Here is a 24,094-nt window from a genome sequence, read left to right as displayed (position 1 = left end):
GACGGGTTCAGTCGCGGGCCGGAGCGGGCGTGGGTGCGCCCGCCGGGGCGGGCTGCCATCCGGGTGGACCGAAGATGTAGCCCAACCGCTCGCGCCAGTTGCGGGCTTTCGCCACATCCCGGGCGATGGCCAGGTACTCGTGAGTCTGCAGGCGCCAGATGTTGTAGGTGTCGACCGGTTTGGTCAACCCGTAGCGAGGGCGGAACTTCTCCTCGCAGAAGGTGCCGAACAGCCGGTCCCAGATGATGAGGATGCCGCCGTAGTTCTTGTCCAGGTACTCCGGGTCCATCCCGTGGTGCACCCGGTGGTGCGACGGGGTGTTGAACACGAACTCGATCGGCGCCGGCAGCTTGCCGATCCGTTCGGTGTGGATCCAGAACTGGTAGATCAGGCTGATCGAGAAGCTGAAGAAGACCAGCCACGGCGGCACACCCAGCAGCGGCAGCGGAATCCACAGCAGCACTTCACCGCTGTTGTTCCACTTCTGCCGCAGCGCGGTCGCGAGGTTGAAGTACTCGCTGGAGTGGTGCGCCTGGTGGGTGGCCCACACCACCTGCACCCGGTGCGCCATCCGGTGATAGACGTAGAACAGCAGATCCACCCCGACCAGCGCGATCACCCACGTGTACCACCGGTCGGCGGGCAGGTGCCACGGGGCCAGATACGCGTAGATGGCCACGTATCCGAGCAGCGCCAAAAACTTCCACGCCCCCATCGTGGCGATCGACACCAGCCCCATCGAGATGCTGGCGCGTGCGTCGGGGGTGTGGAACGCGCCCGGCGGCGGACGCCGATCACCCTCCTCCCATCCCTCGCCGGCCTCGACGTGGGCGAGCCGGCGTGCCGCTGTCCACTCCAGGGCCAACAGCAGCAGGAAGAACGGAATGGCGAACAGCACCGGATCGCGCATCGGTGCGGGCAGCACATCCAGGAAAGGCACGACGACCTGATCCACGGCACAACCTCCGAGGCGAGTCTAGCCCGCCCGAACGGGCTTTGGTACCCGAACGTACCACCTGCTCAGCGGAAGCTGAGTACCTCGCTGCCCCAGGTCAGCCGGATCGGCTCGTCGACGTCGCGGACGACCCGGTCACGCCGGTCGATGAGCAGACACGGGCGTTCGGCGCGGTCGTAGGCGTGCCAGCGCGGCTCCCCGGGCGGACCGTCGGGTCGCCCGTGGACGGCGAAGTTGATCCAGCGGGTGCGGATCCGTTGGGACACCTGACGGCCGGTGCGGCGACCGCCCAGGGTGAACGTCGGATCCTTCGGTGTGTCGAGGTTACCGAACACGTACGGCAGTTCGGTCGCGTGCGCGGCGCCGAGACGTAATAGCCGAAGCGTCGGCGTCGACCAGTCGAACCGGTACAGGTAGGTGGGGGCCACCGCGGTGTGGCCTTCGGCGAACCACACCGACGGCATCCGGAACCCGATGTCGCTGGCCACCCCGACGCCGAGGCGTTTGCCCCGCTGCCGCCGGTAGGCGGCGCTGATCTGGGTTTCGGTGGGCAGCCGCAGCCCGGGTTGTTCGGCGGCGATGTCGGCGAACATCTTCTTGATGGCGTCCGGGGTGATCGGCAGCAACGGCGATTTCATCCACCTGAACAGCGACGCCTCATCCTTGTTGGTGCCGATGACCAGCGGCACCGGCAGCGTCCGTCCCGCCCGGGCCAGCGCCACCGGATAGTCCGGCACGATGTCGCCGTCGACGATCGGGGCGAACGCCAGGGTTCCCGGCCGGCGGGCCGGGACGTCGTCGAACACGTGCTTGGACACCTCGACGATCGCGGCCACCGGGACGTCGGGCAACCGGTCGACGTCGCGGGGGGACAGACCGAGGTGGCCGAGGAACTGTTCGGCCACGTCGATCGCGCGCTCGGTTCCGTAGCAGGACGTGGCCGGGGAGCTCTGGGCGATCGCACGGTGGAACAGTCCGGCCGCGGCCGGACTGCCCAGCAGCGTGGTCACGATCCCACCGCCGGCGGACTCGCCGAACAGCGTGACGCGATCCGGGTCGCCCCCGAACGCGGCGATGTTGTCACGCACCCAGGCCAGCGCGAACAGCACATCGCGCAGGCCGACGTTGGTGTCGAAGCGGCGCCGGCCGCTGCTCAGCGCGGTGAGTTCCAGGAAACCGAATGCGCCGAGCCGGTAGTTGAGGGTGACCAGCACGACGTCGCCGCGCCGGACCAGCTCCCGGCCGTGGTAGAGGGGCTGACTCGCGGCGCCGATGACGTAGGCGCCGCCGTGCACCCACACCAGCACCGGTTTGCGGTCCCCCGGTTCGGTGTCCGAGGACGCCCACACGTTGAGGTTCAGGCAGTCCTCCCCGATCGCGGCGCCGAGGTCCAGCGGGATGCGGGGGTCGGCCGGTTGCGGACAGGCCGGCCCCACCCGGATGGCGTCCATCGGTTCGCGCCAGGGTTGCGGCGGTTCTGGGGCGCGCCACCGCAACCCGCCGACCGGTGCGGCGGCGTAGCGGATTCCCCGCCACACCTTGACCACCCCGTCGTCGCGGCCGCGGACCGGGCCGTGGACGGTGTCGACCACCGGCGATCCGACGGCGCTGTGGGCGGGCGCCGGCCGGGTGGGGGCGTCATCGGGCGTCCGGTCGTCGGGCGGTGTCGTGGACGGCATCGGTTTCCAGGCTACTGCGCGCACGGTGCGCATCCCGGGTGATGCGCTGGGTGACGGCGGCCGCGCGGCGGGTGGCCGCCACCGCATCCACCATTGTGGTGTGACGTCGGATACGTTGGTGCGGTGCGGAAGTGGACCCTGTTGGGCGGTGCGATCGCCCTGGAGGTGACCGGGACGTTGTCGCTGCGGGCGTCCCATGATCACGGCGGTTGGCTGGCGGCGGTGGTGCTGGGTTATGCCGGTGCGTTCGCGTTGTTGACGTTGGTGTTGCGGCTGGGTGTGCCGGTCGGGGTGGCCTACGGCATCTGGGGCGCCGTCGGCACCGCGGGCACCGCGGTGCTGGCGACCGCGATCTTCGACGACCCGTTCACCTGGCCGATCGTCGCCGGCATCGGGCTGATCATCGCCGGGGTGCTGCTGGTCGAACTCGGTTCCCGAGCCCGGATCTCGGGTTCCGACTCCACGACCGGGGCGCCGACGGTGGGGGCGGCGTGATGTGGTGGGTGCTGGCCGGGGCCATTCTGATGGAGGTAGCGGCGACGCTGTCGCTGCGGGCGTCCGAGGGGTTTCGGCGCAAGATCTGGATCGTACCGGTGGTGGCCGGTTACACCGCGTCGTTCGCGCTGCTGTGGTGGACTCTGGCGCTGGGCATGCCGGTGGGAGTCGCCTACGGGATCTGGACGGCCTGCGGGGTTGCGTTGATCGCATTGATCGCGCGGTGGCTGTTCGCCGAGCCGCTGACCCGGACGACGTTGCTGGGTATCGCGTTGATCGTCGCCGGCGTGCTCACCATCGAGGTGTTCGGCGGCGTCCACTGAGCACCCCCGCCAGGACGGCGGCCACCAGTCCGGCCAGCGGCACCCCCAGCAGGCCGACGCGCAACGAGGTGGCGTCGGCGATCGCGCCGACGACCGGCGGTGAGGCGAGGAAACCGACCCGCATCAACCAGGTGACGGCCATCAGCCCGGTGCCTGCCCGGATGCCGGGCAGCTGATCGGCGCCGTGCATCGCGGCCGGGATGAGGGTGGCCACCCCCAGCCCGGCGGCGGCGAATCCGCCGATGGTGCCCGGCACCGTCGGAACCGCGAGCGCACCGCCCATGCCGGCGGCGATGAGCAGCGCTCCGGTGCGCACCACCGCGCGTTCGCCGAAGCGGTCCACCAACCGGTCTCCGGTCATCCGGCCGATCAGCATGCCACCGGCCAGCGCCAGATATCCGGACACCGCCACCGCGGGCGGCGCGGTCAGGTTGTCCCGCAGGTACAGGATCGCCCAGGTGCTGCCGGCATCCTCGATGACCGCCCCCGCGACCGCGATGCCCACCAGCGCGGCCAGGATCGCGTAGACCCGCAACCCGGACCGGGGACCGGGGTTGCGGACACCGTGGGCTCGGTCGTCGTGATCCTCGCCGGGCAGCAGGAACCGGTACCCGACGAGCACGACCACGCTGAACAGCACTGCGGCGACGGCCAGATGGACGCTGCGCGGGATGTTCAGCGCGACCGCGGTCCCGCCCATCAGGCCGCCGAACAGGGCTCCGACCGACCACACCGCGTGGAACGAGTTGATGATCGAGCGTCCGTAGGCGCGTTGCACCCGCAGCCCGTGCGCATTCTGCGCGACGTCGGTCACCGCGTCGGCCGCCCCGGCCACGAACAGCGCCGCACCCAGCACCGGCGCCGTACCGGCCAGCCCGGCCGCCAGCACGGCCGCCGCGAGCACCAGAGTGCCGACCACCGCGACCCGGGCCGACCGGAACCGCCGGATCAACATCGCCGCCGTCAGCCCCGCGGTCAACGCACCGGCGGAGAACGCCGCGATGGTGACCCCGTAACCGGTGTTGGACAACGCGAGGTCGGTCTTGATCTCCGGGTAGCGCGGCAGCAGGTTGGCGAACAGCGCACCGTTGGTGAGGAACAGGACGGCGACGGCGCGCCGGGCCCGTTGGTGTTGTCTGGTGCGGGATTCGACCCGGCCGGACGCCATGGCGCCGACCCTACCGGTGGTTCAACGGAGCGGCGATCGGGAATCCCGACCCCGATGTGGACCCCTTCACCGGCCGGCGCCGCCGGGCGGGCCGACCCGACCCCCGGCAGGATGACCCTATGACCGATGTGGCTGCCTCGCTGGCCGAACTCGCCCACCGGCACGGTGTGGCGACCGAGTATGTGGATTGGCGGGACCGGCCGACCCCGGTTCCGGCGGCCACGCTGGTGGCGGTGCTGGCCGCGCTCGGGGTGCCGGCGGCCACCGAGGAGCAACGCCGCGCGTCCCTGGCCGCCCACGACCGGCGGTACTGGAGTCGCTCGCTACCGCCCACGGTGCATGTGCGGTCCGACCGCAGCGGATCGTTCTGGGTGCATGTCCCGCACGGCAGTCCGGTGCGGGTGTGGATCGAACTGGCCGACGGTACCGTGCGCACCGACTTGCGTCAGTTGGAGAACAACACTCCCCCATACGATCTCGACGGAGAACCGATCGGCGAGGCCGGCTTCGAACTGCCGGCGGGGTTGCCGCTCGGCTACCACCGGCTGCACATGCGCAGCACCGACACGGCGGCCGACACGACGCTGATCGTGTCACCGGGCGCCGTGGCGCTGCCGCACCGGCTGGAATCCGGCAGGGCCTGGGGGCCGGCCACGCAGTTGTACAGCGTGATATCCGAACGCTCGTGGGGCACCGGCGATCTGACCGATCTCACGGATCTGGCGGTGTGGTCGGGCAGCCGGCACGGAGCGGACTTCCTCCTGGTCAACCCGCTGCATGCGGCGGCTCCGGTGACGCCGATGGAGCCCTCACCGTATCTCCCGACCTCCCGGCAATTCGTCAATCCGCTGTATCTGCGGCCGGAGGCGATCCCCGAATTCGCTTATGTGCGGGGTCGGGCGCGGCTCCGCAAGAAGCGGCTCACCGTCCAGGCGCATGCCTCCCGGTCCCAACTGATCGACCGCGACGCCGCCTGGCAAGCCAAACGTGCTGCGCTGCAGGCGGTCTACCGGGTACCGCGGTCGGCAGGCCGGGACATGGCGTACACCGCCTTCCGGCATCGGGCGGGCCCGCGGCTGGACGACTTCGCGGTGTGGTGCGCGCTGGCCGAACGGCACGGGCCCGACTGGCGCCGGTGGCCCGAGGAGTTGCGGCATCCGCGATCGCCGGCGGTGGCGGATTTCGCCGTCCGACACGCCGACGAGGTGGACTTCCACCGGTGGCTGCAGTGGCAGCTCGATGATCAACTCGCCGCCGCCCAGTCGGCGGCCCGGCGGATCGGCATGGAGTTGGGCATCATGCACGATCTCGCGGTCGGGGTGGACGCCGGCGGCGCCGACGCCTGGGCGTTGCAGGATGTGCTGGCGCCCGGGGTGACGGCCGGGGCGCCCTCGGATGAGTTCAACCAGCTCGGCCAGGACTGGTCGCAGCCGCCGTGGCGACCGGATCGGTTGACCGAGTGCGGGTACGAACCGTTCCGCGCGATGGTCGCGGCGGTGCTGCGCCACGCCGGCGGGGTGCGCATCGACCACATCATCGGACTGTTCCGGTTGTGGTGGATTCCGGCCGGCGCGCCGCCGACCGACGGCACGTACGTGCACTACGACCACGAGACGATGGTCGGCATCGTCGCGTTGGAGGCGGCCCGCGTCGGCGCGGTGGTGGTCGGCGAGGACCTCGGCACGGTGGAGCCGTGGGTGCGTGACCATCTCCGGGAACGGGGTCTGCTGGGCACCTCGATCCTGTGGTTCGAACTGGACCGGGATTCCGCCGATCCCGCCGCGCCTGCCGGCCCGCTGCCGGCCGAGCGTTGGCGCGAGTACTGCCTGTCGGCGGTGACGACGCACGATCTTCCGCCGACGCCGGGTTACCTCGCCGGCGCGCATGTGCGGTTGCGCGCCGAGCTCGGGCTGCTGACCCGCCCCGCGGCCGAGGAGTGGGCCGACGATCGGGCCAAACAGCAGGCCTGGCTGGCCGAACTGCGGCGGGTCGGCCTGCTCGATGCGGGGGTGGACCCGGCCGACCCGGACGCCGTGGACGACGACGCTGTGGATGACGACGCCGTGGACGACATCGTGCTGGCGCTGCACCGCTATCTGGGTCGCACCCCGTCGAAGCTGCTGGCGCTCGGGCTGGCCGACGCGGTGGGTGATCGCCGGATCCAGAACCAGCCGGGGACCTCAGATGAGTATCCGAACTGGCGGGTGCCGCTCAGCGGGCCCGACGGCCGGCGGATGCTGCTCGAGGAGGTGTTCACCGACCCGCGGGCGGCGGCACTCGCCGAGGCGATGCGCGCCGGTGCGCAATCGCGGGTGCAATCCGGAGTGCAGTCTCGGCCCGGGCCCGGCGTGACCGGTGGCGTGTAACACCGGGACCGTTGTCAGCGGTTTCCCAACCGGGACCTCTGCGATATGTTCGCACCGACCGACGAGGACGGAGATCACGTGAAGAAGCTCGCCGTGCTGACGACCGGGTTGGCCGGAGCCGGTGTCGCCGCGCTGCTCGGCTCCGCGGTGGCCGCGTCCCAGCCCGATCTGGGTTCGCTGAACGTCGTGGGTGAGCCGTACGCCAAAGCGGTGGCGATCCTCAAGAGCCAGGGCGTCAAGGCCAGCTTCGGCGGATCATTCGGTCACGGTGTGCCGCAGGCGCAGTGCCTGGTCGACAGCCAGAAGATCAGCTCCAGCGGACGGATGCTGCTGATGCTGGACTGCACCAAGGGGTCCCAGGAGAATCTGCAGGACATCGGCGGACCGACCGTGGGCAGCAACGGTGTGACCACGGTGACCGCGACCCCGGTGGTGCCGGTGCCGGGCGCTCCGGGAGCCGGTGTCGCCCCGCCCCCACCGCCGGCCTGATCACCGGGTGATCTTCGGGTCTGATCCTTCTGGGTCCGATCTTCTCGGGGCGCGGGTGTCAGCGTTCGACCAGCTCCTTGAGTGTCCGCAGCGTGCTGCTCATGTTGCGGCCGACCTGCCGGGCCGCGACGCGGTCGGCGATGAGCCCCAGAATCCCGCCCGGGGCCTCATAGGCCATCCGGAACACCACCCTGGTGCGGTGGTCGCCCGCGTCGCGTAACCGGAACCGGCCGCGCAACGTGACACCGGTGAGCCCGAGCCAGGCCAGGTCGCGGCCGGGGTCGAACTCCACCACCTCGACCACTCCGCCGATCGGCACCGATCCGATCTTCCAGTGCACGGTGTAGCGGGAACCCACCCGCACCGGGCCCTCGGACTGCACCTCCCAGCGCTCGAGACTGGTCATGAACTGCGGATAGCGGTCCGGATCGCTGACCACCCGCCACACGGCGTCGCGGTCCGCGTCGACGATGCACCGCCGTTCGACCCGCATCAGTGGACTCTTTTCTTCTTCGCGCGAGCGCTCATCGGTGCTGGTTTCTTCTTCGCGCGAGCGCTCATCGGTGCTGGTTTCTTCTTCGCGCGAGCGCTCATCAGCCGATCACCGGGAACCGTCGTTCCGCCGCCAGCCGGTCCACCCCTGCCTGCAACCGCTCGGTCACCCTGGCGTGCAGCACCTCGTCGGTGCCGTCGGCGATCTCGTCCAGGCCGAACGGCTTCTGCACCTCGATGGCGATCTTGGCGGGCAGCGGTATGTGCCCGGCCAGATCGCTGATGTTCAGACCCCACGGGAGCGCCAACGAGATCGGAACGCTCTTGAGCCGCAACAGTTTGTCCAGCATCAGCGCCTTGGCCAGCCACTGGCCGCGGTCGAGGAACAGTGCCGTCTCCTGCCCGCCGACGCTGGCCACCGGCACGATCGGCACCCCGGTGTCCCGCGCCAACCGCACGTAGCCCATCCGCCCGCCGAAGTCGACCCGGTGCCGCTGCCAGGACGGGCGGAACACCTCATAGTCCCCGCCCGGGTAGACCAGCAGCGCCGCCCCCGATTCCAGTGCCATCCGGGCGTTCTCGTGATTGGCGGCCACCGTGCCGAACTTGCGCAGCCACCCCAGCGGCGGCGCGGACACGACCAGGTTGTGGGCCAACTGGTAGAACGGCCGCTCCACCCCGAAATAGGAGCAGAACGCCAGTGTGAACACGAACGTGTCCGGTGGCACGTTGCCGCCGCTGTGGTTGCCGACCAGCAGCACCGGGCCGGTGGGCGGAATCCGGTCCAGACCGCGGACGTCGGCGCGGAAGTACAGCGATGCCAGCAGCCAGGTGCCGGGCAGTTGCTCGCGGATGTAATCCGGATCCCGTTGATCCAGGTCCGCCCTGGGCACCCGGTCGGCCACCTGCTGCCGGGCCCACTGCAGCAGATCGCCCCATCGCCGTCCGGAACCGCCCGCCATGTCCTCCCTTATTGACGGCGCCGGGTGTGCCGAAACGTCCGGCTACCCGGAACCCGCGGTACCTGGTAATCGCCTAGACTTCGGAGGCGGAGTTCCTCGAAGGGAGCCTGCAATGTTGCGACCCCGTCGGTTCGCCACCGAAGTCGATCCGGGACCCGTGCAGATCCAGGCCCGTCAGGTGCATTTCGACGTGTCGGGCATCCCACTGCACTGGATCCCCGGCCACCCGGTGGCGTCGAACCTGATCAGCCTGCTCAACGTCGTGTTGCCCGACGCCGAACGGTGGTTCGTCGCGACCTTCAACGAGGCGCTGCCCTACGTCAAGGACCCGAAACTCGCCGACGACATGCGCGGCTTCATCGGGCAGGAGGCCACCCACGCTGACGTGCATGAGCAGGTCATGTACGACTTCATGGTGGAGCACGGGGTGAACCCCGAACCGATCCTCGCCCAGATCGAGTACATGTTCACCAAGGTGCTGACCCCCAGCACGTCGTCCGATCCCAAGCGGCGGTTCAACAATCTGTGTGAACGGTTGTGGCTGATCGCGGCGCTGGAGCACTACACCGCGGTGTTGGGCGATTTCGCGCTGAACTGCCGGTGGGACGACCACGGCGCCCACCCGACCATGGTCGATCTGTACCGGTGGCACGGCGCCGAGGAAGTCGAGCACCGCAATGTGGCCCACGATGTCGCGGTGTACTTCCGCGACAGCTACGTCGACCGCATCCGGGCGATGTGCATCGCGATGCCGCTGATGTGGGCGTTCTTCGAACGCGGGATGTGGTATCTGGTCAAGACCGACCCGTCGGTCGAGCTGAGCTGGTGGCAGACGCAACGGCAACGGTGCCGGGACTCCGGCCTGGGCCTGCTGCCCAAGTGGCGCACCCTGTTCTTCACCAACACGCTGGATTACTTCCGGCCGGGGTTCACCCCCGAGCAGATGGGCTCGACGGCCCAGGCGGTCGCGTATCTGGCGAGTTCCCCGGCAGCCCGTAGCGCCCGGTTGTGATGCGCATGCTGGCGAGGTTGCGCGCCACCCCACCGAGCTCGTCCGGCCGGATCCGCCACGACCTGCTGCTCGGGGTGGCCGATGCGACGATCTCGAGCCTGTGGAAGGTCTCGGAGGTGCTGCGGACCCCGCGCCTGCCCGCGGTCGATGCCGAGCCGATCACGTTGACCGTGCGGGACCGCCGGGTGGTGGCCCACGATCAGGACGTCATCGCGCTGACCCTGGTGGCGGCCGACGGCGGGCAGCTGCCACCGTGGCGTCCCGGCGCCCACATCGACGTCACTCTGCCCAGCGGGCGGGTGCGGCAGTATTCGCTGTGCGGCGATCCGGCGGTCCGCGACCGATACCGCATCGCGGTGCGACGGATCCCGGACGGCGGCGGTGGCTCCGTCGAAGTGCACGACGCCCTGCACCTCGGTGCCCGCGTGACCACGCACGGCCCGCGGAACGCGTTCCCGCTGTCGGTTCCCGGTTACGGTTCGCCGGCCCGGCGGCTGCGGTTCATCGCCGGCGGGATCGGTATCACCCCGATCCTGCCGATGCTCGCCGAGGCGCAGGCGTTCGGCGTGCCGTGGTCGATGATCTACGCCGGCCGCAGCCGCGACAGTCTGCCGTTTCTCGAGGAGCTGACCCGCTACGGCGACCGGGTGCGGGTGCGCACCGACGACGTGGCCGGTCTGCCCACCGCCGCCGAACTGCTCGGGGCATGCCCGGACGGTACCGCCGTCTACGCGTGCGGGCCGCCCGCGATGCTGACCGCGATCCGCGCCGAACTGGCCGGGCGGCGCAACGTCGAACTGCACTTCGAACGGTTCGCCGCCCCGCCGGTCGTCGACGGCCGGCCGTTCTCGGTGCGGATCGCCTCGACCGGTGCCGAGGTGCCCGTCGGCGCGGACGAGACCCTGCTGGCGGCGCTGGGCCGGGCCGGTGTGCAGGCGCCGTACTCGTGTCAGCAGGGATTCTGCGGCACCTGCCGCACCCGGGTGCTCGACGGCACCGTGGAGCACCGCGACCGGCTGCTCACCGAACCGGAACGCGCCGCCGGTCTGATGTTGACCTGCGTGTCGCGCGCCCCGGCCGGTGAGCGGCTGACCCTGGATTTGTGACCCGCCGTGACCCTCGAGATGGCCGACCGGTTGGCCCTGACGGACCTGGTCCACCTCTACGCCGCGGCGGTCGATGACCGGAGATTCGACGATGTGGTCGAATTGTTCACGTCCACAGCCGAATTCCGGTTACCGGATCCGCCTCGCGCGTTGGAGCCGGTGCGGCGGTGGCACGGGCACGACGGGGTCCGCTCGGCGCTGGCGGGGTTGGCGGGGGTGGCCCGCACCGAGCATGCGATCGTCGGTGAGGTGTACGCGCCCGGCGCCGATGCGGATCATGCGCTGGGACGGATCACCTGCATCGCACATCACTGGAGCGATGCCGGCGGGCAGCCCACCGACGTGGTCTGGCATCTGCGTTATGACGACGAGTACCTGCGCACCCCACGGGGCTGGCGGATCCACGGCCGGGCCCTGACCATCAATGCGATCGAGACCCGGCCGGTCCGTCGGCTGCGGGGCCATCCGTCGCTTGATCCTCGGCACAACCGGCCAGCTCCGGCAGCTCCATCAACCGGTCGAGCAGCGGACGCTGGCCCTTCACCAGCTTCTCCCGCGCCACCGCCACCGGGAACCAACCGACCCGGTCGATCTCGGGGAACTCTCTGATCTGCCCGGACCCCTTCGGCCATTCCATCTCAAAGGTGTTGCTGACCGCGCCCTCGAGATCGACATCGCCGCGCACCGCGAACGCGGTGACGATCTTGCCGCTGGGTTGCCGCACCGGGTCGAACCGCACGGCCGGCCCGGACGGCGGCTGTTTGCCGACCTCCTCGATGAACTCGCGACGCGCCACCGCCCAGGGATCCTCGTCGGGCTCGTACTCCCCCTTGGGAATCGACCACACCCCGGCATCCTTCGACGCCCAGTACGGGCCGCCCGGATGACAGATCAGCACCTCCACCACACCGTCGACGATGCGGTACACCAGGAGCCCGGCGCTGCGTTTCGGCACGGTGCCATTTCAGCACGTGATGTGCACACCGGTGACATGCCGGGCCGGGTGGTCAGTACGTGCGGTCCCCTTCGCTGCTGTCGAAGAAGGCCCAGTGGCCGTCGTCGGCCTTGACCTCCATCCGCCAGCCCAGCTCCGGTTCGGCTTTCTGGTCGACGAACCAGGCGTGCGCGTCGTCGGCGCTCTCGATGTCCTTGGTGTCGACGACATCGCCCTGCGGATTCAGAACGCGATAGGTAGCCATGGCGGCAGCATTCCCGTTCGGCGCGATCTCAACCGGGGTATCTCAGTCTCCCGGGGTGGGCTGTTTCGGGGGTGGGATGCGCTGACTCACCGCGAAGCTGGCGTCCTCCTTGGACGACAGCCCGATCGACACCACCGACCGGTCGAACAACGCGTCGGTCAGGTACGCCAGCGCCACCGCCCAGCGGTTGACGAACCGCGGGATCGCGTAGAGGTGGTATCCGCGGGCCACCGCCTTGGCCGGAAAGCCCGACAGGTGCACGTTGAGCGGGTTGGCGACCGCGTAACGCGGGCCGAGATCCACCACCAGGCCCATGTTGCGGTGCCGGTACTGCTTCATCCGGCCGTATCCGAGACTGGCCGCGACGTTGTTGGCCAGCACCTTGCCCTGCCGGGTGGCGTGCTGGGCCGTCGGCGGGGTGATCCGCTCGGGGTCGGGCTGGGCCAGATCCGGCACCGCGGCGGCGTCGCCCGCGGCGAACACGTCGGGACGGTCCGGGACCCGCAGTTCGGCGTCGACCTCCAGGCGCCCTTTCGTGGTGGGCAGCCCCAATGTCTCGATGAGCGGTGCGGCGGTCACACCGGTCAGCCAGGCCACGGTGCGGGTGCCCACCCGCGAACCATCGCTGAGCACAACGTGATCGGCGTGCACCTCGCTCAACGTCAGGCCGAGCCGCACGTCGATCCCGCGATGCCGGAGCACCTGCATGGCGGCGGTGCCGAGTTTCTCCCCCACCTCGGGCATCACCTGTTCGGCCAGATCCAGCAGGACGAACCGCACCTCGGCGGGGTCGAAGCCCATCTGTTCGGCGGCCGTGTCGGCCAGTGCGCGAAGTTGCGCGACGAGTTCGGTCCCGGAGTAGGACGCGCCGACCACCACGACGGTGCGTCGCGCGGCGATCTCGTCCGGATCGTCGTCGATGCACGACAGCTGCAGTTGTTGCAGGAAGTGGTCCCGCAGATACAGCGCCTCGGCGGTGGATTTCAGCCCGCGGGCGTGTTCGGCGAGACCGGGGATGTCGAACAGGCGGGTGACCGATCCGGGGGTGAGCACCAGCCGGTCCCAGGCCACGGTGTGGGTGCGGTCCTCCGGATCGGTGAACGACACCGTCCGGGCGTCGAAGTCGACCGAGTCGACCCATCCCCGGGCGGTGCGCACCCCGCGCAGCGTGTTGGCCAGCGGAACGGTGACGAAGCGGGCGTCGACGACGCCGCCGGCGACGTCCGGCAGCAGCGGTGTGTAGAGCATGTAGTCGACCGGGGAGATCATGGTGATGTCGACCGGCGCCTGCTGTCTGCGCAGCTTGTCACTGAGGTGCCGGGCACACTCGAAACCGGCGAATCCACTGCCGACGATCACCACGGAGGTCATCGTCCCCACTGTACGGACCCGTACTGTGCGAGCGGGGCGGCATTGGCATGCTTGACGGATCGGGGTTCCCAGGAGAGACGGGCGTGACGAGATGACGGGACCGCTGCGGCGGTTGCGGCCGCCGCATCCCCTCGATGTGCTGTCCGCGGTGTGGTCGACGGCCGCGGCGACACCGGTGGCCTGGCTGGTGAAGGGCCGCCGGTTGACGGTCAACATCGACGGCGCCGACGTCAGCCTGACGATCACCGACTTCGACCCGAGGATGGATATCCTGCGCCTGTCCGTCGGCCGGCTCGGCCGGGTCGAACTGGGGGCCTGCGACATCGAGTGGGCCGACAACCGCATCGACCGGCTGACCGCGGTGCTGCACGACGTGCATCTGAAACCGTCCGTACGTCCCGAACTGGTCGCCGGGCCGGTGCATCTCACCGCGGACATCCCGGCGGATGTGGTGCCGGTGTGGCTGGCGTCGAAGGCGCCCCGGCTGTCCGGCGACATCGACGACGACGGGGTCGCCCGCATCTGGTTGGCGCGGCGCCCGCACTGGGGCCGGCTGGAGATCGACGCCCGTCTGGAGCGTTCGACATCGGGAACCGCCACCGACCATCCGGCCGACCACTCGGCACTGTGGCTGCACCCGCGCGCGGTGGTGCGGGGCCGGCGACGGCTGCGGTTCCCCGCATGGACGCCCGGCTATCGGTTCCCGCTGCCGGAGCTTCCGCACGGTCTCCGCGTCACCGGCATCGAGTTCGCCCCGGGCCGGCTGCACCTGTCGGGCGACGTCGGGCAGTGGCGGCTGCCGGTGACGTCGATCCCGCCGTTGTGACCCGCCCGACCGCTGGACAGCGACGGGATTCTGCCAATCGTCAACCAATTCCTGCCATCGGAATTAAACCGCTGACCTGCTGGTTCTCATGGGTGACCGGATCATTCCGGTGCGGCCGATACGACGGGTGAATCGGATTTGTTCACCCGGACATCGGCGGACGAACGAGAAGAAAGTGGGCGCTTCAGATGAAGAAAACAGGCTTTGCCGCATTGGTCGCCAGCGGGTTGGCCGCCGGGTTGATCGGCCTGGCCGCCCCAGTGCAGGCCGCACCGAATCAGTCGGGTAACGCACAGGACGTCATCACGGATCTGCAGTCCCAGGGCTACAACGTGATCGTGAACCGATTCGGTTCCGGACCGCTGTCGGAAGCACAGGTGATCGCGGTCCGCCCGGGCACCACGTATGAACGGTTCGACTACGGGGTCGCCGGCGCGGACCACCCGGTGAAGACCGTTGTCAACCGGACGGTGTATGTCGACGTCAAGTGACCGCCCGATCATGTCGGGCGATCCCGGGCTGATCGACCGTGAAGGGGCATCCGATGACGGGTGCCCCTTTCGCGTATCCGGGGCCGAACCGCCCGGTCGCGAAAAGGCCTCGGCGAGGTCGGATCAGAGGCCGGACACCGGGTGGGTCAGATTCCCGTCCAGGCCTCGTCGATCATGTCGGCGACCGGGATGATCTTGGCCTGTCGGGCCTGTGGGCTGTCGATTTCGCCCGCGACATGGGCGGCGATGAACCGTTTGATTTCGGCGTCGACTCCGCCCAGGATGCGCACCAGTTCGGCGCGCAGGGTCTTGGACGTCACGTGGATGCTGATGTCGGACGGCCGGGGTTTCTCCACGTCCAGGATCAGCAGCAGCGGTTCGGCCGCCAGGGCGGTGGCGCGCAACGCGATCTCGCCGTGCACCATGAACTTGGGTTTGTCGATCCGCAGGTCGACGACCATGTCGATCTCCAGCGGGATCCGGATCGCGAACGTGATGGTGTCCCCGACCTGGCGCCCGACCTGCGGGGTCTGGATGCGGACCTTGGCGCTGACCTTGGCGATCCTGCCGGGTCCCTGTGCGATCGGACCCAGCTCGAAAGCCTCGCCGGCGATCTCCGCGATGGCGTCGCCGACACGTTTCTCGGTGACCGCGACCTCGAAGAATCTGCGCCCGAACTCCTCGTAGGTCATGTACTGGTGGCCGTTCATCGTCTATACGTTCTCACGACGTCTCTGCGTTCTCACGACCGCCGGGCAGACGTCGTCAGCCCGCGGCGGTGGTGTCTGCGCGGAAACGGAATGAGTCCGCCGCCGGGGCCTACTCACCGTCGGCGCTGCGCGCCTCGGCGCCGGTCTCCTCGGCGTCGATCGGGTCGTCCGAGGAGGTCTGTCCGACGTAGCTGCCGTCGTCGTCATCTGATTTTCCGGCGCGCGAGGACGCCACCGCCGGATCCCCGGCCACATCTGATTCGCTGCGGTCATCGCTGGGCGTGCTCACACGCCGGGATTACCCGCGGCCCCGGCTCCTCAACCCTGTGGCTGTTCGGTGAAGTAGCGGATCCGGTTGATGGTCAGCGGCCGCGGGTCGGCGTGTGCGATCACGATGTCCCGCCGGCCAGCCCGCTCGATCCGGGCGACCACCGCACCACCGGCGCAGATCACCTTGCTCGCCCGGGTGCCGGCCAGCCGGGTCAGCAACGCGGTCGCGGTCATGGGTTCGTCATCGCCCAGGGTGATGCGGGCGCCGCGGGCCAGGCGGCGACGCACCGCGACCTCGTCCCCGGTCGCCGCGTCGGCCAGGAAGCCGCCGAACCCCTTCCGGCCGTGTGAACCCAGCGTGCGAAGTCCCGCGAGGAAGCCGGCCGCCCCCGACAACCCCTGATTGACGAGCAGAGCCCGGGACAGTCCAAGCCCGGCCGGCACCGCCCGCGGCCCGCTGCGCAGGAACGAGCCGATCATCGTCGGCAGTTCCCAGAACGCCTGCAGCGCCGCGATCCTGAGTTCGGTGCCGTCGGCGGCCAGGTCGTAGCGCAGGAAAGCGGGGATGTCCAGGGGCAGGCCGGCCGCCATGGTGACCTCCAGTCGCAGGTCCCGTAACACCGTGGTGCCGACCACGAGGTCCGTTTCGGGGTGGAGGCGCAGCCGACGGGGCCCGATGAAGGTGTCGTAGAACCTCTCGATCCGGTCGCGCCCGATGTGCGGACGCGAGCCGACCGGGTCCTCGATCCGGGCGTCGGGGGTGAACAGGTCCACCCAGCCATGCCGGTCGCGGGCCTCGATGGTGTGCGGTGAGCGCTCCACCACGGCGATCATTTCGGTGCGTGTGAATGTCATCCGACCGCCATCATCCCGGGTTTCCCGCCACGACGCGCACAATGGACGTAAACCCGTGTGTTCGGGTTCCCGGCAGCGCCACAAGGAGGACGCGATGGCCAACAACGGACCGTTCGGATTCGACCCCGACGACTTCGACCGGGTCGCCCGGGAGGCGCTCGACGGGATCAGCAGGTTGTTCACCACCGCCGGTGAGCGGGCCGGTTGGGCGAACCTCTTCGACGACATCGCCCGCCGCGGCCGGGGCCGGACCGAACCGGAGACCACGGGCGAGACCGGCGACGGCGTCTGGGTGATCTACACCGTCGACGCGGACGGCGGCGCCCACATCGAGCAGGTGTTTCCCACCGAACTCGACGCGCTGCGGGCGCACAGGGACAACACCGATCCGGCACGCAAGGTGCGGTTTCTGCCCTACGGCATCGCCGCCAGCGTGCTGGACGCCCCCAGTCCCCGTGAGCAGAGCGGCTCGCCCGACGAGCCGGGTGACACCGCCGACGATCGGTGAGCCGGCGCGCGAAACCGTTCTGAGTCCGCCGCTCACCCGTTAGGCTTTGCCGCAGGGTCGGCCAGATGTTGTGAGGGTGACAGATGATTCGGGAATTGCTGGTTGCGGCGGCGGTCGGTGCGGCGGCGGTGATGACCGCGCCGCTCGCGGCGGTGGCGCTGGCACCTGCGGCCGGAGCGGACAACGACAACATTTACTTCGATGAGCCGGGCCGCTATCCCAACGATGTCCCGGGCATGAACTACGAGGCCAGACTCGCCGCCCCGTGTTACAGCTGGGAGCGCCATGTGTTCGGCCGCGGGCCCGGTGGCGAACCGCTGCAGTGCAAGTGGATTCCGAACCAGTGGCCGCCGGTGTACACGGGGTTCTGGCAGGCCTCCTACCCGCTGCACGGCGTGCAGGAGATCGGTGCGCCGTGCCCGGGTCCGCAGGCGGCGGCGCAGTCTCCCGACGGTCGGCCGATGTTGTGCCTGGGCGCCCGCGGCTGGCAGCCCGGCTCATTCACCGGCGACGGATTCTTCCCGATGTGATGCGCTGACGGATTTCGGCCATACAGTTCGCGCGTTGATGTATGGTCAGGCCTTCTTCGGTCCGCACGACAGGAGACCCATGGATCCCACCGGCAAGGATGTCCACAACGCGACGACGTTCGATCTGTCGACGGTGTTCCGGACCGTGGCGCAGACCGCGCCCGAGCACCCGTTCCTGGTCTGGCGCGATAGGCGGCTGAGCTACGGCGAAACCGACGCCCGGATCGACGGTTTCGCGCGCTACCTGGTCAGCCGGGGTCTGGGCTGCCACACCGAACGCGCCGCGCTGGCCGGTCACGAATCCGGGCAGGACCACCTCGGCCTGTACCTGCGCAACGGCAACCAGTACCTGGAAGCGATGATCGGCAGCTACCGCGCGCGGGTCGCGCCGTTCAACGTCAACTTCCGCTACGTCGACGAGGAGCTCGTCTACCTGCTCACCGACGCCCGGGCCCGCGCGCTGGTGTACAGCGCGGAGTTCGCCCCGCAGGTGGCCGCCATCCGCGACCGGCTGCCGGACCTGGAGCTGCTGATCCAGGTCGCCGACGATTCCGGCAACGCACTGCTGCCCGGCGCCGTCGACTACGAGGAGGTGCTGCGCACCCCCGAACCGGCCGGCGGGATGCCCACACCGTCCGGTGAGGATCTCTACATCCTCTACACCGGTGGAACCACCGGGATGCCCAAGGGTGTGCTGTGGCGCCAGCACGACATCTTCATCTCGGCGATGGGCGGCCGCCCGTTCGGCAGTGACACCGCCATGACCTCCTACCAGGAACTGGCCGAGCGTGCCCGCGCCTCGGCCGGATCGATGGGCATGTTGATGATCCCGCCGTTCATGCACGGCGCCGCGCAGTGGGCCGCGTTCAACGCGGTCACCATGGCCGGCAAGATCGTGTTGCCGGACCGGGTGGACCGGCTGCATCCGGCCGACGCCCTGCGGGCCGCTGCCCGGGAGAGGGTGCTGAGCATCCCCGTGGTCGGCGACGCGGTCGCCCGGCCGCTGCTCGAGGAGATCGAAACCGGGAATCACGATCTGTCCGGCCTGGTGACGATCACCAACGGCGGCGCCCCGCTGTCGCCGACCGTGCGGGACCGCCTGTTGAAGGCGCTGCCGCACGTGCTGGTGATGGATGCGGTCGGCGCCTCGGAATCCGGCGCCCAGATGAGCAGTTACACCGGCTCCGGGGGCGCCACCGCGACCGCGACATTCCAGCCCCAGCCGGACACCGCGGTGCTCGCGCCCGACCTGAGCCGGATGCTGACACCCGGTGAGGGCGAGGGCTGGCTGGCCCGCCGTGACTTCATCCCGCTGGGCTATCTCGGTGACGCCGACAAGACCGCCCGCACCTTCCCCACCATCGACGGGGTGCGGTGGTCGGTCCCCGGGGACCGGGCCCGGTATCTGCCGGACGGGCAGATCGAGTTGTTGGGCCGGGATTCGGTGACCATCAACTCCGGCGGCGAGAAGATCTTCGCCGAGGAGGTCGAACGGGCCGTGGCCGCCCATCCCGCCGTGTACGACGTCGTGGTGGTGGGCCGGCCGTCGGAACGGTGGGGTCAGGAGGTGGTGGCGGTGGTGCAGTTCGCCGAGGGCGCATCGGCCTCCGACGAGGAGCTGGCGGCGGTGTGCCGGCAGCACATCGCCGACTACAAGGTGCCGAAGGCGTTCATCCGCACCGCGCAGATACTGCGCTCGCCGGCGGGCAAGGCCGACTACCGGTGGGCGAAACGGGTCGCGACCGGACATCTGCAGCCCAGCGGGGCATGACCACGGCGGACGCGGGGCCGGTAGTCTCGCAGCCGTGAACCTCGAAGGTGTTGGTATCTGGAGCTCGCAACTGCGCTACGGCGATCAGGCCGAGGCCGCCGAGGCCGCCGCCGAACTGGAGGAACTGGGCTTCCCGGCGCTGTGGATTCCCGATGTCGGTGGGCCGGTTCTGGATTCGGTGCAGAACCTGTTGGGCGCGACGAAGCGCACGGTGATCGCCACCGGCATCCTGAATCTGTGGATGCACGAGCCGGCGGATGTCGCGGCCGGCTATGCGCAGCTCACCGCCGACCACGGCGACCGGTTCCTGTTGGGTATCGGGGTCAGCCACGCCCCGCTGATCAACTCCCGCGAACCCGGCCGGTACCGCAGGCCGCTCGCCGCGACCAGCGCCTTCCTCGACGGCCTGGACAGTGCCGCCACCCCGGTACCGATGCAGAACCGGGTGCTGGCGGCGCTCGGTCCCAAGATGCTGACTCTGGCCGCCGAACGCAGCCGCGGCGCGCACCCCTACCTGACCACACCCGAGCACACCGCGCGGGCCCGCGAGACCCTGGGCGAGGGGCCACTGCTGCTGCCCGAACAGACCGTCATCCTCAGCGCCGACCGCGACGAGGCGCGTTCGATCGGAATCCCTTGGCTGCGCGGCTATCTGGCGATGCCGAATTACGCGAACAACATGCTGCGCAGCGGGTTCACCGACGAGGACGTCCAGACGGTGAGCGACCGGTTGTTCGACGCGCTCATCGCGTGGGGGGACGAGGAGACGGTGCTCGGCCGCGTCCGCGAACATCAGTCGGCCGGCGCCGATCATGTCTGCGTCCAGGTGCTGGGCGCCGATCAGCAGGCGTTTCCCCGCGAACAGTGGCGCCGGCTGGCGGCCGCGTTGCGGTAGTGGTCCGCATCAGCGGACCAGGCCCTGCTCGATCAGCCAGTCCCGCGCCACCAGGGCCGGGTCGGCGCCGTCGTTGTCCACCTTGGCGTTGAGCGCCAGCATCACCTCGTTGGTGATCAACGGGTTCAACTGGGCGAAGATCTCGGCGATCTCGGGGTGCGCCTCGAGTAGGCCGGTGTCGACGACCTCGGTCATGTTGTACTTCGGGAAGAACTCCCGGTCGTCGTCGAGGACCCTCAGCCCCAGCGCGGGAATCCGGCCGTCGGTGGAGAACACCTCGCCGAAGTTGCACTCACCGTTGGCGGTGGCGGTGTAGATCACCCCGGTGTCCAGCACGGTGACCCGGTCCAGCGCGGCACGGCTCAGGTCGTAGGCGGCCAGCATCGGGACCAGACCGTCGTTGCGGTTGACGAATTCGCTCTCCACGCAGAACGTCAGATCCCGCCGGTCCAGCCGGTGCAGGTCGGACATCTTCGTCACGCCGAGCCGCTCGGCCTCCGACTCGCGGATCGCGAACGCGTAGGTGTTGTTCAGCGGTGCGGGCGGGAGCCAGGTCAGACCGTTGACCGCATCGGCGTGTTTGACCGCCGACCACTGTTCGACCTCGTCCTTGATCGGTTCGTCGTTGCCCAGATAGTTGATCCACCCGGTGCCGGTGTACTCCGGGGCGATGTCGGCACGGCCCTGCAGCAGCGCTTCGCGCACCCCGAAGCTGCCGGGCGTGTTGGACATGTTGGTGACCTCGGCCCCGGCGGTGGCCAGCACCGTGGCGAGCATGTTGCCGAGGATCAGCTGTTCGGTGAAATCCTTCGCCGCGACGGTGATCGGGACGCCGTCGAGCGATTCGTAGTAGCCGATGCTGCCCGGATCCGCCTTCAGCACGGCGCCACTCGACGACTGCAGTCCGCAACCCGCCGTCACGGCCGCCAGCAGCACGGTGCAGAGCAGGGCGATGCCGCGGACCATGTCACAGGCCCTTCGGCGCGGCGACGACTTCGACCATGCGCGCCAGCCAGTCGATGAACAACGCAAGCGCCGCAACGAGAACCGCCCCGACGATCAGCGTCACCGTCTGTTGCAGCTTGATCCCGGTGGTGATCAGCTGGCCCAGCCCGCCCGCACCGGTGAACGATGCCAGCGCCGCGGTCCCGACGATCAGCACCAGCGCGGTCCGCACCCCCGCGATGATCACCGGGAGCGCCAGCGGAAGTTCGACCCGCAGCAGGGTGGTCGACGTCGGCATCCCCATCCCCCGCGCCGCCTCGATCAACCGGTCGTCGACGCCGTTCAGCCCGGTCACGGTGTTGGCGATGATCGGCAGGGCCCCGTACACGGTGAGCGCGGCGACCGCGCCCACCGCGCCGATGCCGAACAGCACCGCCCCCAGCGCGATCAACCCGATCGCCGGAGCGGCCTGGCCGAATCCCGAGACGGTGATGATCGGTGTGGCGAACCGGCGGAACCTTCCCCGGGTCAGCGCCACCCCCAACGGGATCGCGATCGCACAGGTCAGCACCGTGGCCGCCAGGCTGATCTCCATGTGCTGGCGCAGCAGCATCAGCAGATGCGGCACGCCCAGTGACCGCTTCTCGGATTCGGAGACGTCGGCGAGGTGGACATAGGCCAGTGCGCCTCCCACCGCGACGAGGCAGAGCACCGGTTGCACGGTCCGGCGGGCCCACCGCCGCGCGGCCGATCGGGACGCACGGTCGCCGGCGGTCCCGGTGCACCCGGTGTGCCCCGTATCCCCGGTGTCGTCGACGGTGGCGGTCACGGCGCCCCCGCCCCCTGGGAACCGGCGGTGCCACGCGCGTCGGCGATCGCGTCCATGATCGTCTCCAACCGGATCACGCCCTGATAGGTGTTGCGCCGCCCGGTGACCACCACCACCCCGTGCGAGGAGGTGAGCATGTCGTCGAGGGCGTCGGTGAGGGTCGAGGCCAGGGTGACGCATTCGAGGTTCTCGTCCCGGCTGACCCGGATGAGCGCACCGGGCCTGGCCAGCTCGGCCAGCGACATCCATCGCATCGGTCGGTTCTGCGCGTCGAGCACGATGACGTGTTCGCGGTCCGCGGCGCGGGCGGCGTGGATGGCTTCGTCCGGGTCACCGCCGGCCCGTGCGGTCACCGCGTCGTGCAGGTCGACGTCGCGGACCCGGGTGAGGGTGAGTTGTTTGAGGGCGGCGCCGTGTCCGACGAAGCCCTTCACGAAATCGTCGGCGGGGTTGGTGAGGATCTCCTCGGGGGTGTCGTACTGCACCACCTTGCTGCCCTGCTGCAGGATCGCGATGCGGTCGCCGAGCTTGACCGCCTCGTCGAAGTCGTGGGTGACGAAGACGATGGTCTTGCGCAGCTCATCCTGCAGTCGCAGCAGCTCGTCCTGGAGTCGTTGCCGGGTGATCGGGTCGACGGCGCCGAACGGCTCGTCCATCAGCAGCACCGGCGGGTCGGCGGCCAGCGCCCGCGCCACCCCGACGCGTTGTTGCTGACCCCCGGAGAGTTCTCGCGGATAGCGGTCCCGGTATTCGTCCGGGTCCAGGCTCACCAGGTCGAGCAGCTCGTCGACGCGCGCGGCGATCCGCTTCCGGTCCCATTTCAGCAACCGGGGCACGATCGCGATGTTCTCCGCGACGGTGTAGTGCGGGAAGAGCCCGGCGCCCTGGATGACATAGCCGATGTGCCGGCGCAGCTCGTCGGCGTCGCGTTCGGTGACGTCGTCGTCACCGATGAAGATGCGGCCGCTGGTCGGTTCGATCAGCCGGTTGATCATCTTCATGGTGGTGGTCTTGCCGCAGCCCGACGGGCCCACCAGCATCACGATCTCACCGGCCGGGATCTCCATCGTGATGTTGTCCACGGCGGGTGGTGATTTCGGGTCGTACCGTTTGGTGACACCGTCGAGCAGGATCCGGGCCCCTCCGCCGGACTGCAGATCGGACGTGGGTTCAGACACGGATTCCCCTCGGTGTGGTCAGTCTGGTGACGAGGTTGAGCACGGCGTCGAGGATGACCGCCAGCAGCAGGATCCCGACCGTCGCGACGATGATGGAGTTGGTCGCGTTGGCGCCGCCCATCCGGGAGATCCCGGAGAAGATGTAGCCGCCCAGTCCCGGCCCGAGCGCGAACGCGGCGATCGCGGCGATGCCCATCAGCATCTGGGCCGAGATCCGCACCCCTGTCATGATCACCGGCCAGGCCAGCGGCAACTCCAGCCGCAGGAGCGTCGCCGGCCGGCTCATCCCCATCGCCCGGGCGGATTCGACCAGGCCCGCGTCGACCCCGTTCAGGCCCACCAGGACATTGCGCAGGATCGGCAGGAACCCGAAGAACGTCAGCAGCACGACGGACGGCAGCACACCGACGCCGAAGATGCCGACCAACACGCCGAGCAACGCATACGACGGGACGGTCAGGCCGAGTGATGTCACCGAATCACCAAGCGAGCGGCCCCATGTCGAGCGGTAGAGCATTACGCCGACGGCGACCGCCAAAAGGGTGGACAGCAGCAGCGTCTGCACCACCAGGCTCATGTGCTGGTAGGCGAGGAAAGACAGTACGCTCCAGCGTTCGCGGACGAACTCGATGAAATCCATGTGTCTTGGGTGTCTCCCGGTCTCGGCCT

At 69.5% G+C, this 24,094-nt stretch carries 27 protein-coding genes and 1 pseudogene; 13 read left to right on the top strand and 15 right to left on the bottom strand.

The annotated features are described in order from the left end of the window. Positions 1–7: 7 nt before the first annotated feature. A complete protein-coding gene (locus CKW28_RS11130) occupies positions 8–910 on the bottom strand; it encodes a sterol desaturase family protein (protein WP_050812085.1) in 903 nt (300 codons plus the stop codon). Between the two features lie 110 nt (positions 911–1,020). Further along, on the bottom strand, positions 1,021–2,634 hold the full coding sequence (locus tag CKW28_RS11125) for a carboxylesterase/lipase family protein (protein ID WP_003927457.1): 1,614 nt from the start codon (positions 2,632–2,634) through the stop codon (positions 1,021–1,023). A 123-nt stretch (positions 2,635–2,757) separates the two neighbouring features. On the opposite strand from CKW28_RS11125, the gene CKW28_RS11120 reads away from it, so the two are divergent. Together CKW28_RS11120 and CKW28_RS11115 are read left to right on the top strand one after the other, a co-directional pair. Further along, positions 2,758–3,129, top strand: a complete 372-nt coding sequence (locus CKW28_RS11120) for a DMT family transporter (protein ID WP_003927456.1) — start codon at positions 2,758–2,760, stop codon at positions 3,127–3,129. Further along, on the top strand, positions 3,129–3,452 hold the full coding sequence (locus CKW28_RS11115) for a DMT family transporter (protein ID WP_003927455.1): 324 nt from the start codon (positions 3,129–3,131) through the stop codon (positions 3,450–3,452). The genes CKW28_RS11120 and CKW28_RS11115 overlap by 1 nt, the downstream gene beginning before the upstream one ends. On the opposite strand, the gene CKW28_RS11110 is transcribed toward CKW28_RS11115, so the two are convergent. After that, positions 3,421–4,620, bottom strand: coding sequence for an MFS transporter (locus CKW28_RS11110; protein ID WP_003927454.1), 1,200 nt, complete (start codon positions 4,618–4,620; stop codon positions 3,421–3,423). The two genes, CKW28_RS11115 and CKW28_RS11110, sit on opposite strands and share 32 nt — an antisense overlap. Before the next feature lie 119 nt (positions 4,621–4,739). On the opposite strand from CKW28_RS11110, the gene malQ reads away from it, so the two are divergent. Beyond that, positions 4,740–6,986, top strand: coding sequence for a 4-alpha-glucanotransferase (gene malQ, locus CKW28_RS11105; RefSeq protein WP_003927453.1), 2,247 nt, complete (start codon positions 4,740–4,742; stop codon positions 6,984–6,986). A gap of 78 nt (positions 6,987–7,064) precedes the next feature. Further along, positions 7,065–7,475, top strand: coding sequence for a hypothetical protein (locus CKW28_RS11100; protein ID WP_040548233.1), 411 nt, complete (start codon positions 7,065–7,067; stop codon positions 7,473–7,475). A 58-nt stretch (positions 7,476–7,533) separates the two neighbouring features. Here CKW28_RS11100 and CKW28_RS11095 read toward each other — a convergent pair whose 3' ends face one another. After that, positions 7,534–7,968, bottom strand: a complete 435-nt coding sequence (locus tag CKW28_RS11095; protein WP_003927451.1) for an SRPBCC family protein — start codon at positions 7,966–7,968, stop codon at positions 7,534–7,536. 100 nt (positions 7,969–8,068) lie between these two features. Beyond that, positions 8,069–8,929: a lysophospholipid acyltransferase family protein gene (locus CKW28_RS11090; protein WP_003927450.1), complete on the bottom strand. Its 861-nt coding sequence runs from the start codon at positions 8,927–8,929 to the stop codon at positions 8,069–8,071. 112 nt (positions 8,930–9,041) lie between these two features. Here CKW28_RS11090 and CKW28_RS11085 point away from each other — a divergent pair, with 112 nt between their 5' ends. The 3 genes and pseudogenes from CKW28_RS11085 to CKW28_RS11075 all read left to right on the top strand — a co-directional run. After that, positions 9,042–9,941 (top strand): metal-dependent hydrolase, encoded by a 900-nt coding sequence (locus CKW28_RS11085; RefSeq protein WP_003927449.1) that lies wholly within the window; start codon positions 9,042–9,044, stop codon positions 9,939–9,941. Continuing rightward, positions 9,941–11,047: a PDR/VanB family oxidoreductase gene (locus CKW28_RS11080; RefSeq protein ID WP_040548152.1), complete on the top strand. Its 1,107-nt coding sequence runs from the start codon at positions 9,941–9,943 to the stop codon at positions 11,045–11,047. Before CKW28_RS11085 ends, CKW28_RS11080 begins: the two co-directional genes overlap by 1 nt. A gap of 18 nt (positions 11,048–11,065) precedes the next feature. Beyond that, positions 11,066–11,446 (top strand): annotated as a pseudogene (locus CKW28_RS11075) (nuclear transport factor 2 family protein); the annotation flags it as partial. A 22-nt stretch (positions 11,447–11,468) separates the two neighbouring features. On the opposite strand, the gene CKW28_RS11070 reads toward CKW28_RS11075, so the two are convergent. The 3 genes from CKW28_RS11070 to CKW28_RS11060 are packed head-to-tail and all read right to left on the bottom strand — an operon-like array spanning position 11,469 to position 13,617. Then, entirely contained in the window at positions 11,469–12,002 is a 534-nt protein-coding gene (locus tag CKW28_RS11070; protein WP_003927447.1) for an NUDIX hydrolase, read from the bottom strand. Between the two features lie 52 nt (positions 12,003–12,054). Then, positions 12,055–12,246 carry a hypothetical protein gene (locus tag CKW28_RS11065; protein ID WP_003927446.1) on the bottom strand — a complete coding sequence of 64 codons (192 nt, stop codon included), beginning with the start codon at positions 12,244–12,246 and terminating at the stop codon, positions 12,055–12,057. A 42-nt stretch (positions 12,247–12,288) separates the two neighbouring features. Continuing rightward, the gene (locus CKW28_RS11060; protein WP_040548150.1) at positions 12,289–13,617 is read right to left on the bottom strand and encodes an NAD(P)/FAD-dependent oxidoreductase; all 1,329 of its coding nucleotides are present in this window, start codon (positions 13,615–13,617) and stop codon (positions 12,289–12,291) included. A gap of 91 nt (positions 13,618–13,708) precedes the next feature. On the opposite strand from CKW28_RS11060, the gene CKW28_RS11055 reads away from it, so the two are divergent. Together CKW28_RS11055 and CKW28_RS11050 are read left to right on the top strand one after the other, a co-directional pair. Then, the gene (locus CKW28_RS11055; protein WP_003927444.1) at positions 13,709–14,443 is read left to right on the top strand and encodes an LmeA family phospholipid-binding protein; all 735 of its coding nucleotides are present in this window, start codon (positions 13,709–13,711) and stop codon (positions 14,441–14,443) included. 188 nt (positions 14,444–14,631) lie between these two features. Beyond that, positions 14,632–14,934 (top strand): hypothetical protein, encoded by a 303-nt coding sequence (locus tag CKW28_RS11050; RefSeq protein WP_040548147.1) that lies wholly within the window; start codon positions 14,632–14,634, stop codon positions 14,932–14,934. Positions 14,935–15,080: 146 nt separating this feature from the next. On the opposite strand, the gene CKW28_RS11045 is transcribed toward CKW28_RS11050, so the two are convergent. The 3 genes from CKW28_RS11045 to CKW28_RS11035 all read right to left on the bottom strand — a co-directional run bounded on the left by CKW28_RS11045 (position 15,081) and on the right by CKW28_RS11035 (position 16,769). Beyond that, the gene (locus CKW28_RS11045) at positions 15,081–15,644 is read right to left on the bottom strand and encodes a hypothetical protein (RefSeq protein ID WP_003927442.1); all 564 of its coding nucleotides are present in this window, start codon (positions 15,642–15,644) and stop codon (positions 15,081–15,083) included. A 109-nt stretch (positions 15,645–15,753) separates the two neighbouring features. Further along, entirely contained in the window at positions 15,754–15,933 is a 180-nt protein-coding gene (locus CKW28_RS11040; RefSeq protein WP_040548145.1) for a hypothetical protein, read from the bottom strand. A 29-nt stretch (positions 15,934–15,962) separates the two neighbouring features. Continuing rightward, complete coding sequence (locus tag CKW28_RS11035; protein ID WP_003927440.1) at positions 15,963–16,769, bottom strand: nuclear transport factor 2 family protein; 807 nt, start codon at positions 16,767–16,769, stop codon at positions 15,963–15,965. Positions 16,770–16,863: 94 nt separating this feature from the next. On the opposite strand from CKW28_RS11035, the gene CKW28_RS11030 reads away from it, so the two are divergent. The 4 genes from CKW28_RS11030 to CKW28_RS11015 all read left to right on the top strand — a co-directional run bounded on the left by CKW28_RS11030 (position 16,864) and on the right by CKW28_RS11015 (position 20,473). Then, complete coding sequence (locus CKW28_RS11030) at positions 16,864–17,277, top strand: Rv0313 family protein (protein WP_040548230.1); 414 nt, start codon at positions 16,864–16,866, stop codon at positions 17,275–17,277. Between the two features lie 83 nt (positions 17,278–17,360). Further along, on the top strand, positions 17,361–17,807 hold the full coding sequence (locus tag CKW28_RS11025; RefSeq protein WP_003927438.1) for a hypothetical protein: 447 nt from the start codon (positions 17,361–17,363) through the stop codon (positions 17,805–17,807). Positions 17,808–17,886: 79 nt separating this feature from the next. Further along, positions 17,887–19,578 (top strand): acyl-CoA synthetase, encoded by a 1,692-nt coding sequence (locus CKW28_RS11020; RefSeq protein ID WP_003927437.1) that lies wholly within the window; start codon positions 17,887–17,889, stop codon positions 19,576–19,578. 34 nt (positions 19,579–19,612) lie between these two features. After that, the gene (locus CKW28_RS11015) at positions 19,613–20,473 is read left to right on the top strand and encodes an LLM class F420-dependent oxidoreductase (RefSeq protein WP_003927436.1); all 861 of its coding nucleotides are present in this window, start codon (positions 19,613–19,615) and stop codon (positions 20,471–20,473) included. A 9-nt stretch (positions 20,474–20,482) separates the two neighbouring features. On the opposite strand, the gene CKW28_RS11010 is transcribed toward CKW28_RS11015, so the two are convergent. From CKW28_RS11010 to CKW28_RS10995, 4 genes are all read right to left on the bottom strand, one after another. Then, on the bottom strand, positions 20,483–21,439 hold the full coding sequence (locus CKW28_RS11010) for a glycine betaine ABC transporter substrate-binding protein (RefSeq protein ID WP_003927435.1): 957 nt from the start codon (positions 21,437–21,439) through the stop codon (positions 20,483–20,485). Between the two features lies 1 nt (position 21,440). Next, the gene (locus CKW28_RS11005; RefSeq protein WP_234784912.1) at positions 21,441–22,139 is read right to left on the bottom strand and encodes an ABC transporter permease; all 699 of its coding nucleotides are present in this window, start codon (positions 22,137–22,139) and stop codon (positions 21,441–21,443) included. Between the two features lie 104 nt (positions 22,140–22,243). After that, complete coding sequence (locus tag CKW28_RS11000) at positions 22,244–23,425, bottom strand: ABC transporter ATP-binding protein (RefSeq protein ID WP_003927433.1); 1,182 nt, start codon at positions 23,423–23,425, stop codon at positions 22,244–22,246. Further along, positions 23,418–24,065 (bottom strand): ABC transporter permease, encoded by a 648-nt coding sequence (locus CKW28_RS10995; RefSeq protein WP_003927432.1) that lies wholly within the window; start codon positions 24,063–24,065, stop codon positions 23,418–23,420. The genes CKW28_RS11000 and CKW28_RS10995 overlap by 8 nt, the downstream gene beginning before the upstream one ends. Positions 24,066–24,094 lie beyond the last annotated feature (29 nt).

The sequence above is a fragment of the Mycolicibacterium thermoresistibile genome (assembly GCF_900187065.1).
GTDB classification, from domain to species: Bacteria; Actinomycetota; Actinomycetes; order Mycobacteriales; family Mycobacteriaceae; genus Mycobacterium; species Mycobacterium thermoresistibile.
This window is presented reverse-complemented; position numbering and strand designations above follow the sequence as displayed.

Coding starts and splice junctions, on each gene's coding strand:
- CKW28_RS11130 (WP_050812085.1), bottom strand. CDS start 910: ATGCGCGATCCGGTGCTGTTCGCCATTCCGTTCTTCCTGCTGCTGTTG.
- CKW28_RS11125 (WP_003927457.1), bottom strand. CDS start 2,634: ATGCCGTCCACGACACCGCCCGACGACCGGACGCCCGATGACGCCCCC.
- CKW28_RS11115 (WP_003927455.1), top strand. CDS start 3,129: ATGTGGTGGGTGCTGGCCGGGGCCATTCTGATGGAGGTAGCGGCGACG.
- CKW28_RS11110 (WP_003927454.1), bottom strand. CDS start 4,620: ATGGCGTCCGGCCGGGTCGAATCCCGCACCAGACAACACCAACGGGCC.
- malQ (WP_003927453.1), top strand. CDS start 4,740: ATGACCGATGTGGCTGCCTCGCTGGCCGAACTCGCCCACCGGCACGGT.
- CKW28_RS11095 (WP_003927451.1), bottom strand. CDS start 7,968: ATGCGGGTCGAACGGCGGTGCATCGTCGACGCGGACCGCGACGCCGTG.
- CKW28_RS11090 (WP_003927450.1), bottom strand. CDS start 8,929: ATGGCGGGCGGTTCCGGACGGCGATGGGGCGATCTGCTGCAGTGGGCC.
- CKW28_RS11085 (WP_003927449.1), top strand. CDS start 9,042: ATGTTGCGACCCCGTCGGTTCGCCACCGAAGTCGATCCGGGACCCGTG.
- CKW28_RS11080 (WP_040548152.1), top strand. CDS start 9,941: ATGCGCATGCTGGCGAGGTTGCGCGCCACCCCACCGAGCTCGTCCGGC.
- CKW28_RS11065 (WP_003927446.1), bottom strand. CDS start 12,246: ATGGCTACCTATCGCGTTCTGAATCCGCAGGGCGATGTCGTCGACACC.
- CKW28_RS11060 (WP_040548150.1), bottom strand. CDS start 13,617: ATGACCTCCGTGGTGATCGTCGGCAGTGGATTCGCCGGTTTCGAGTGT.
- CKW28_RS11055 (WP_003927444.1), top strand. CDS start 13,709: ATGACGGGACCGCTGCGGCGGTTGCGGCCGCCGCATCCCCTCGATGTG.
- CKW28_RS11050 (WP_040548147.1), top strand. CDS start 14,632: ATGAAGAAAACAGGCTTTGCCGCATTGGTCGCCAGCGGGTTGGCCGCC.
- CKW28_RS11045 (WP_003927442.1), bottom strand. CDS start 15,644: ATGAACGGCCACCAGTACATGACCTACGAGGAGTTCGGGCGCAGATTC.
- CKW28_RS11035 (WP_003927440.1), bottom strand. CDS start 16,769: ATGACATTCACACGCACCGAAATGATCGCCGTGGTGGAGCGCTCACCG.
- CKW28_RS11030 (WP_040548230.1), top strand. CDS start 16,864: ATGGCCAACAACGGACCGTTCGGATTCGACCCCGACGACTTCGACCGG.
- CKW28_RS11025 (WP_003927438.1), top strand. CDS start 17,361: ATGATTCGGGAATTGCTGGTTGCGGCGGCGGTCGGTGCGGCGGCGGTG.
- CKW28_RS11020 (WP_003927437.1), top strand. CDS start 17,887: ATGGATCCCACCGGCAAGGATGTCCACAACGCGACGACGTTCGATCTG.
- CKW28_RS11010 (WP_003927435.1), bottom strand. CDS start 21,439: ATGGTCCGCGGCATCGCCCTGCTCTGCACCGTGCTGCTGGCGGCCGTG.
- CKW28_RS10995 (WP_003927432.1), bottom strand. CDS start 24,065: ATGGATTTCATCGAGTTCGTCCGCGAACGCTGGAGCGTACTGTCTTTC.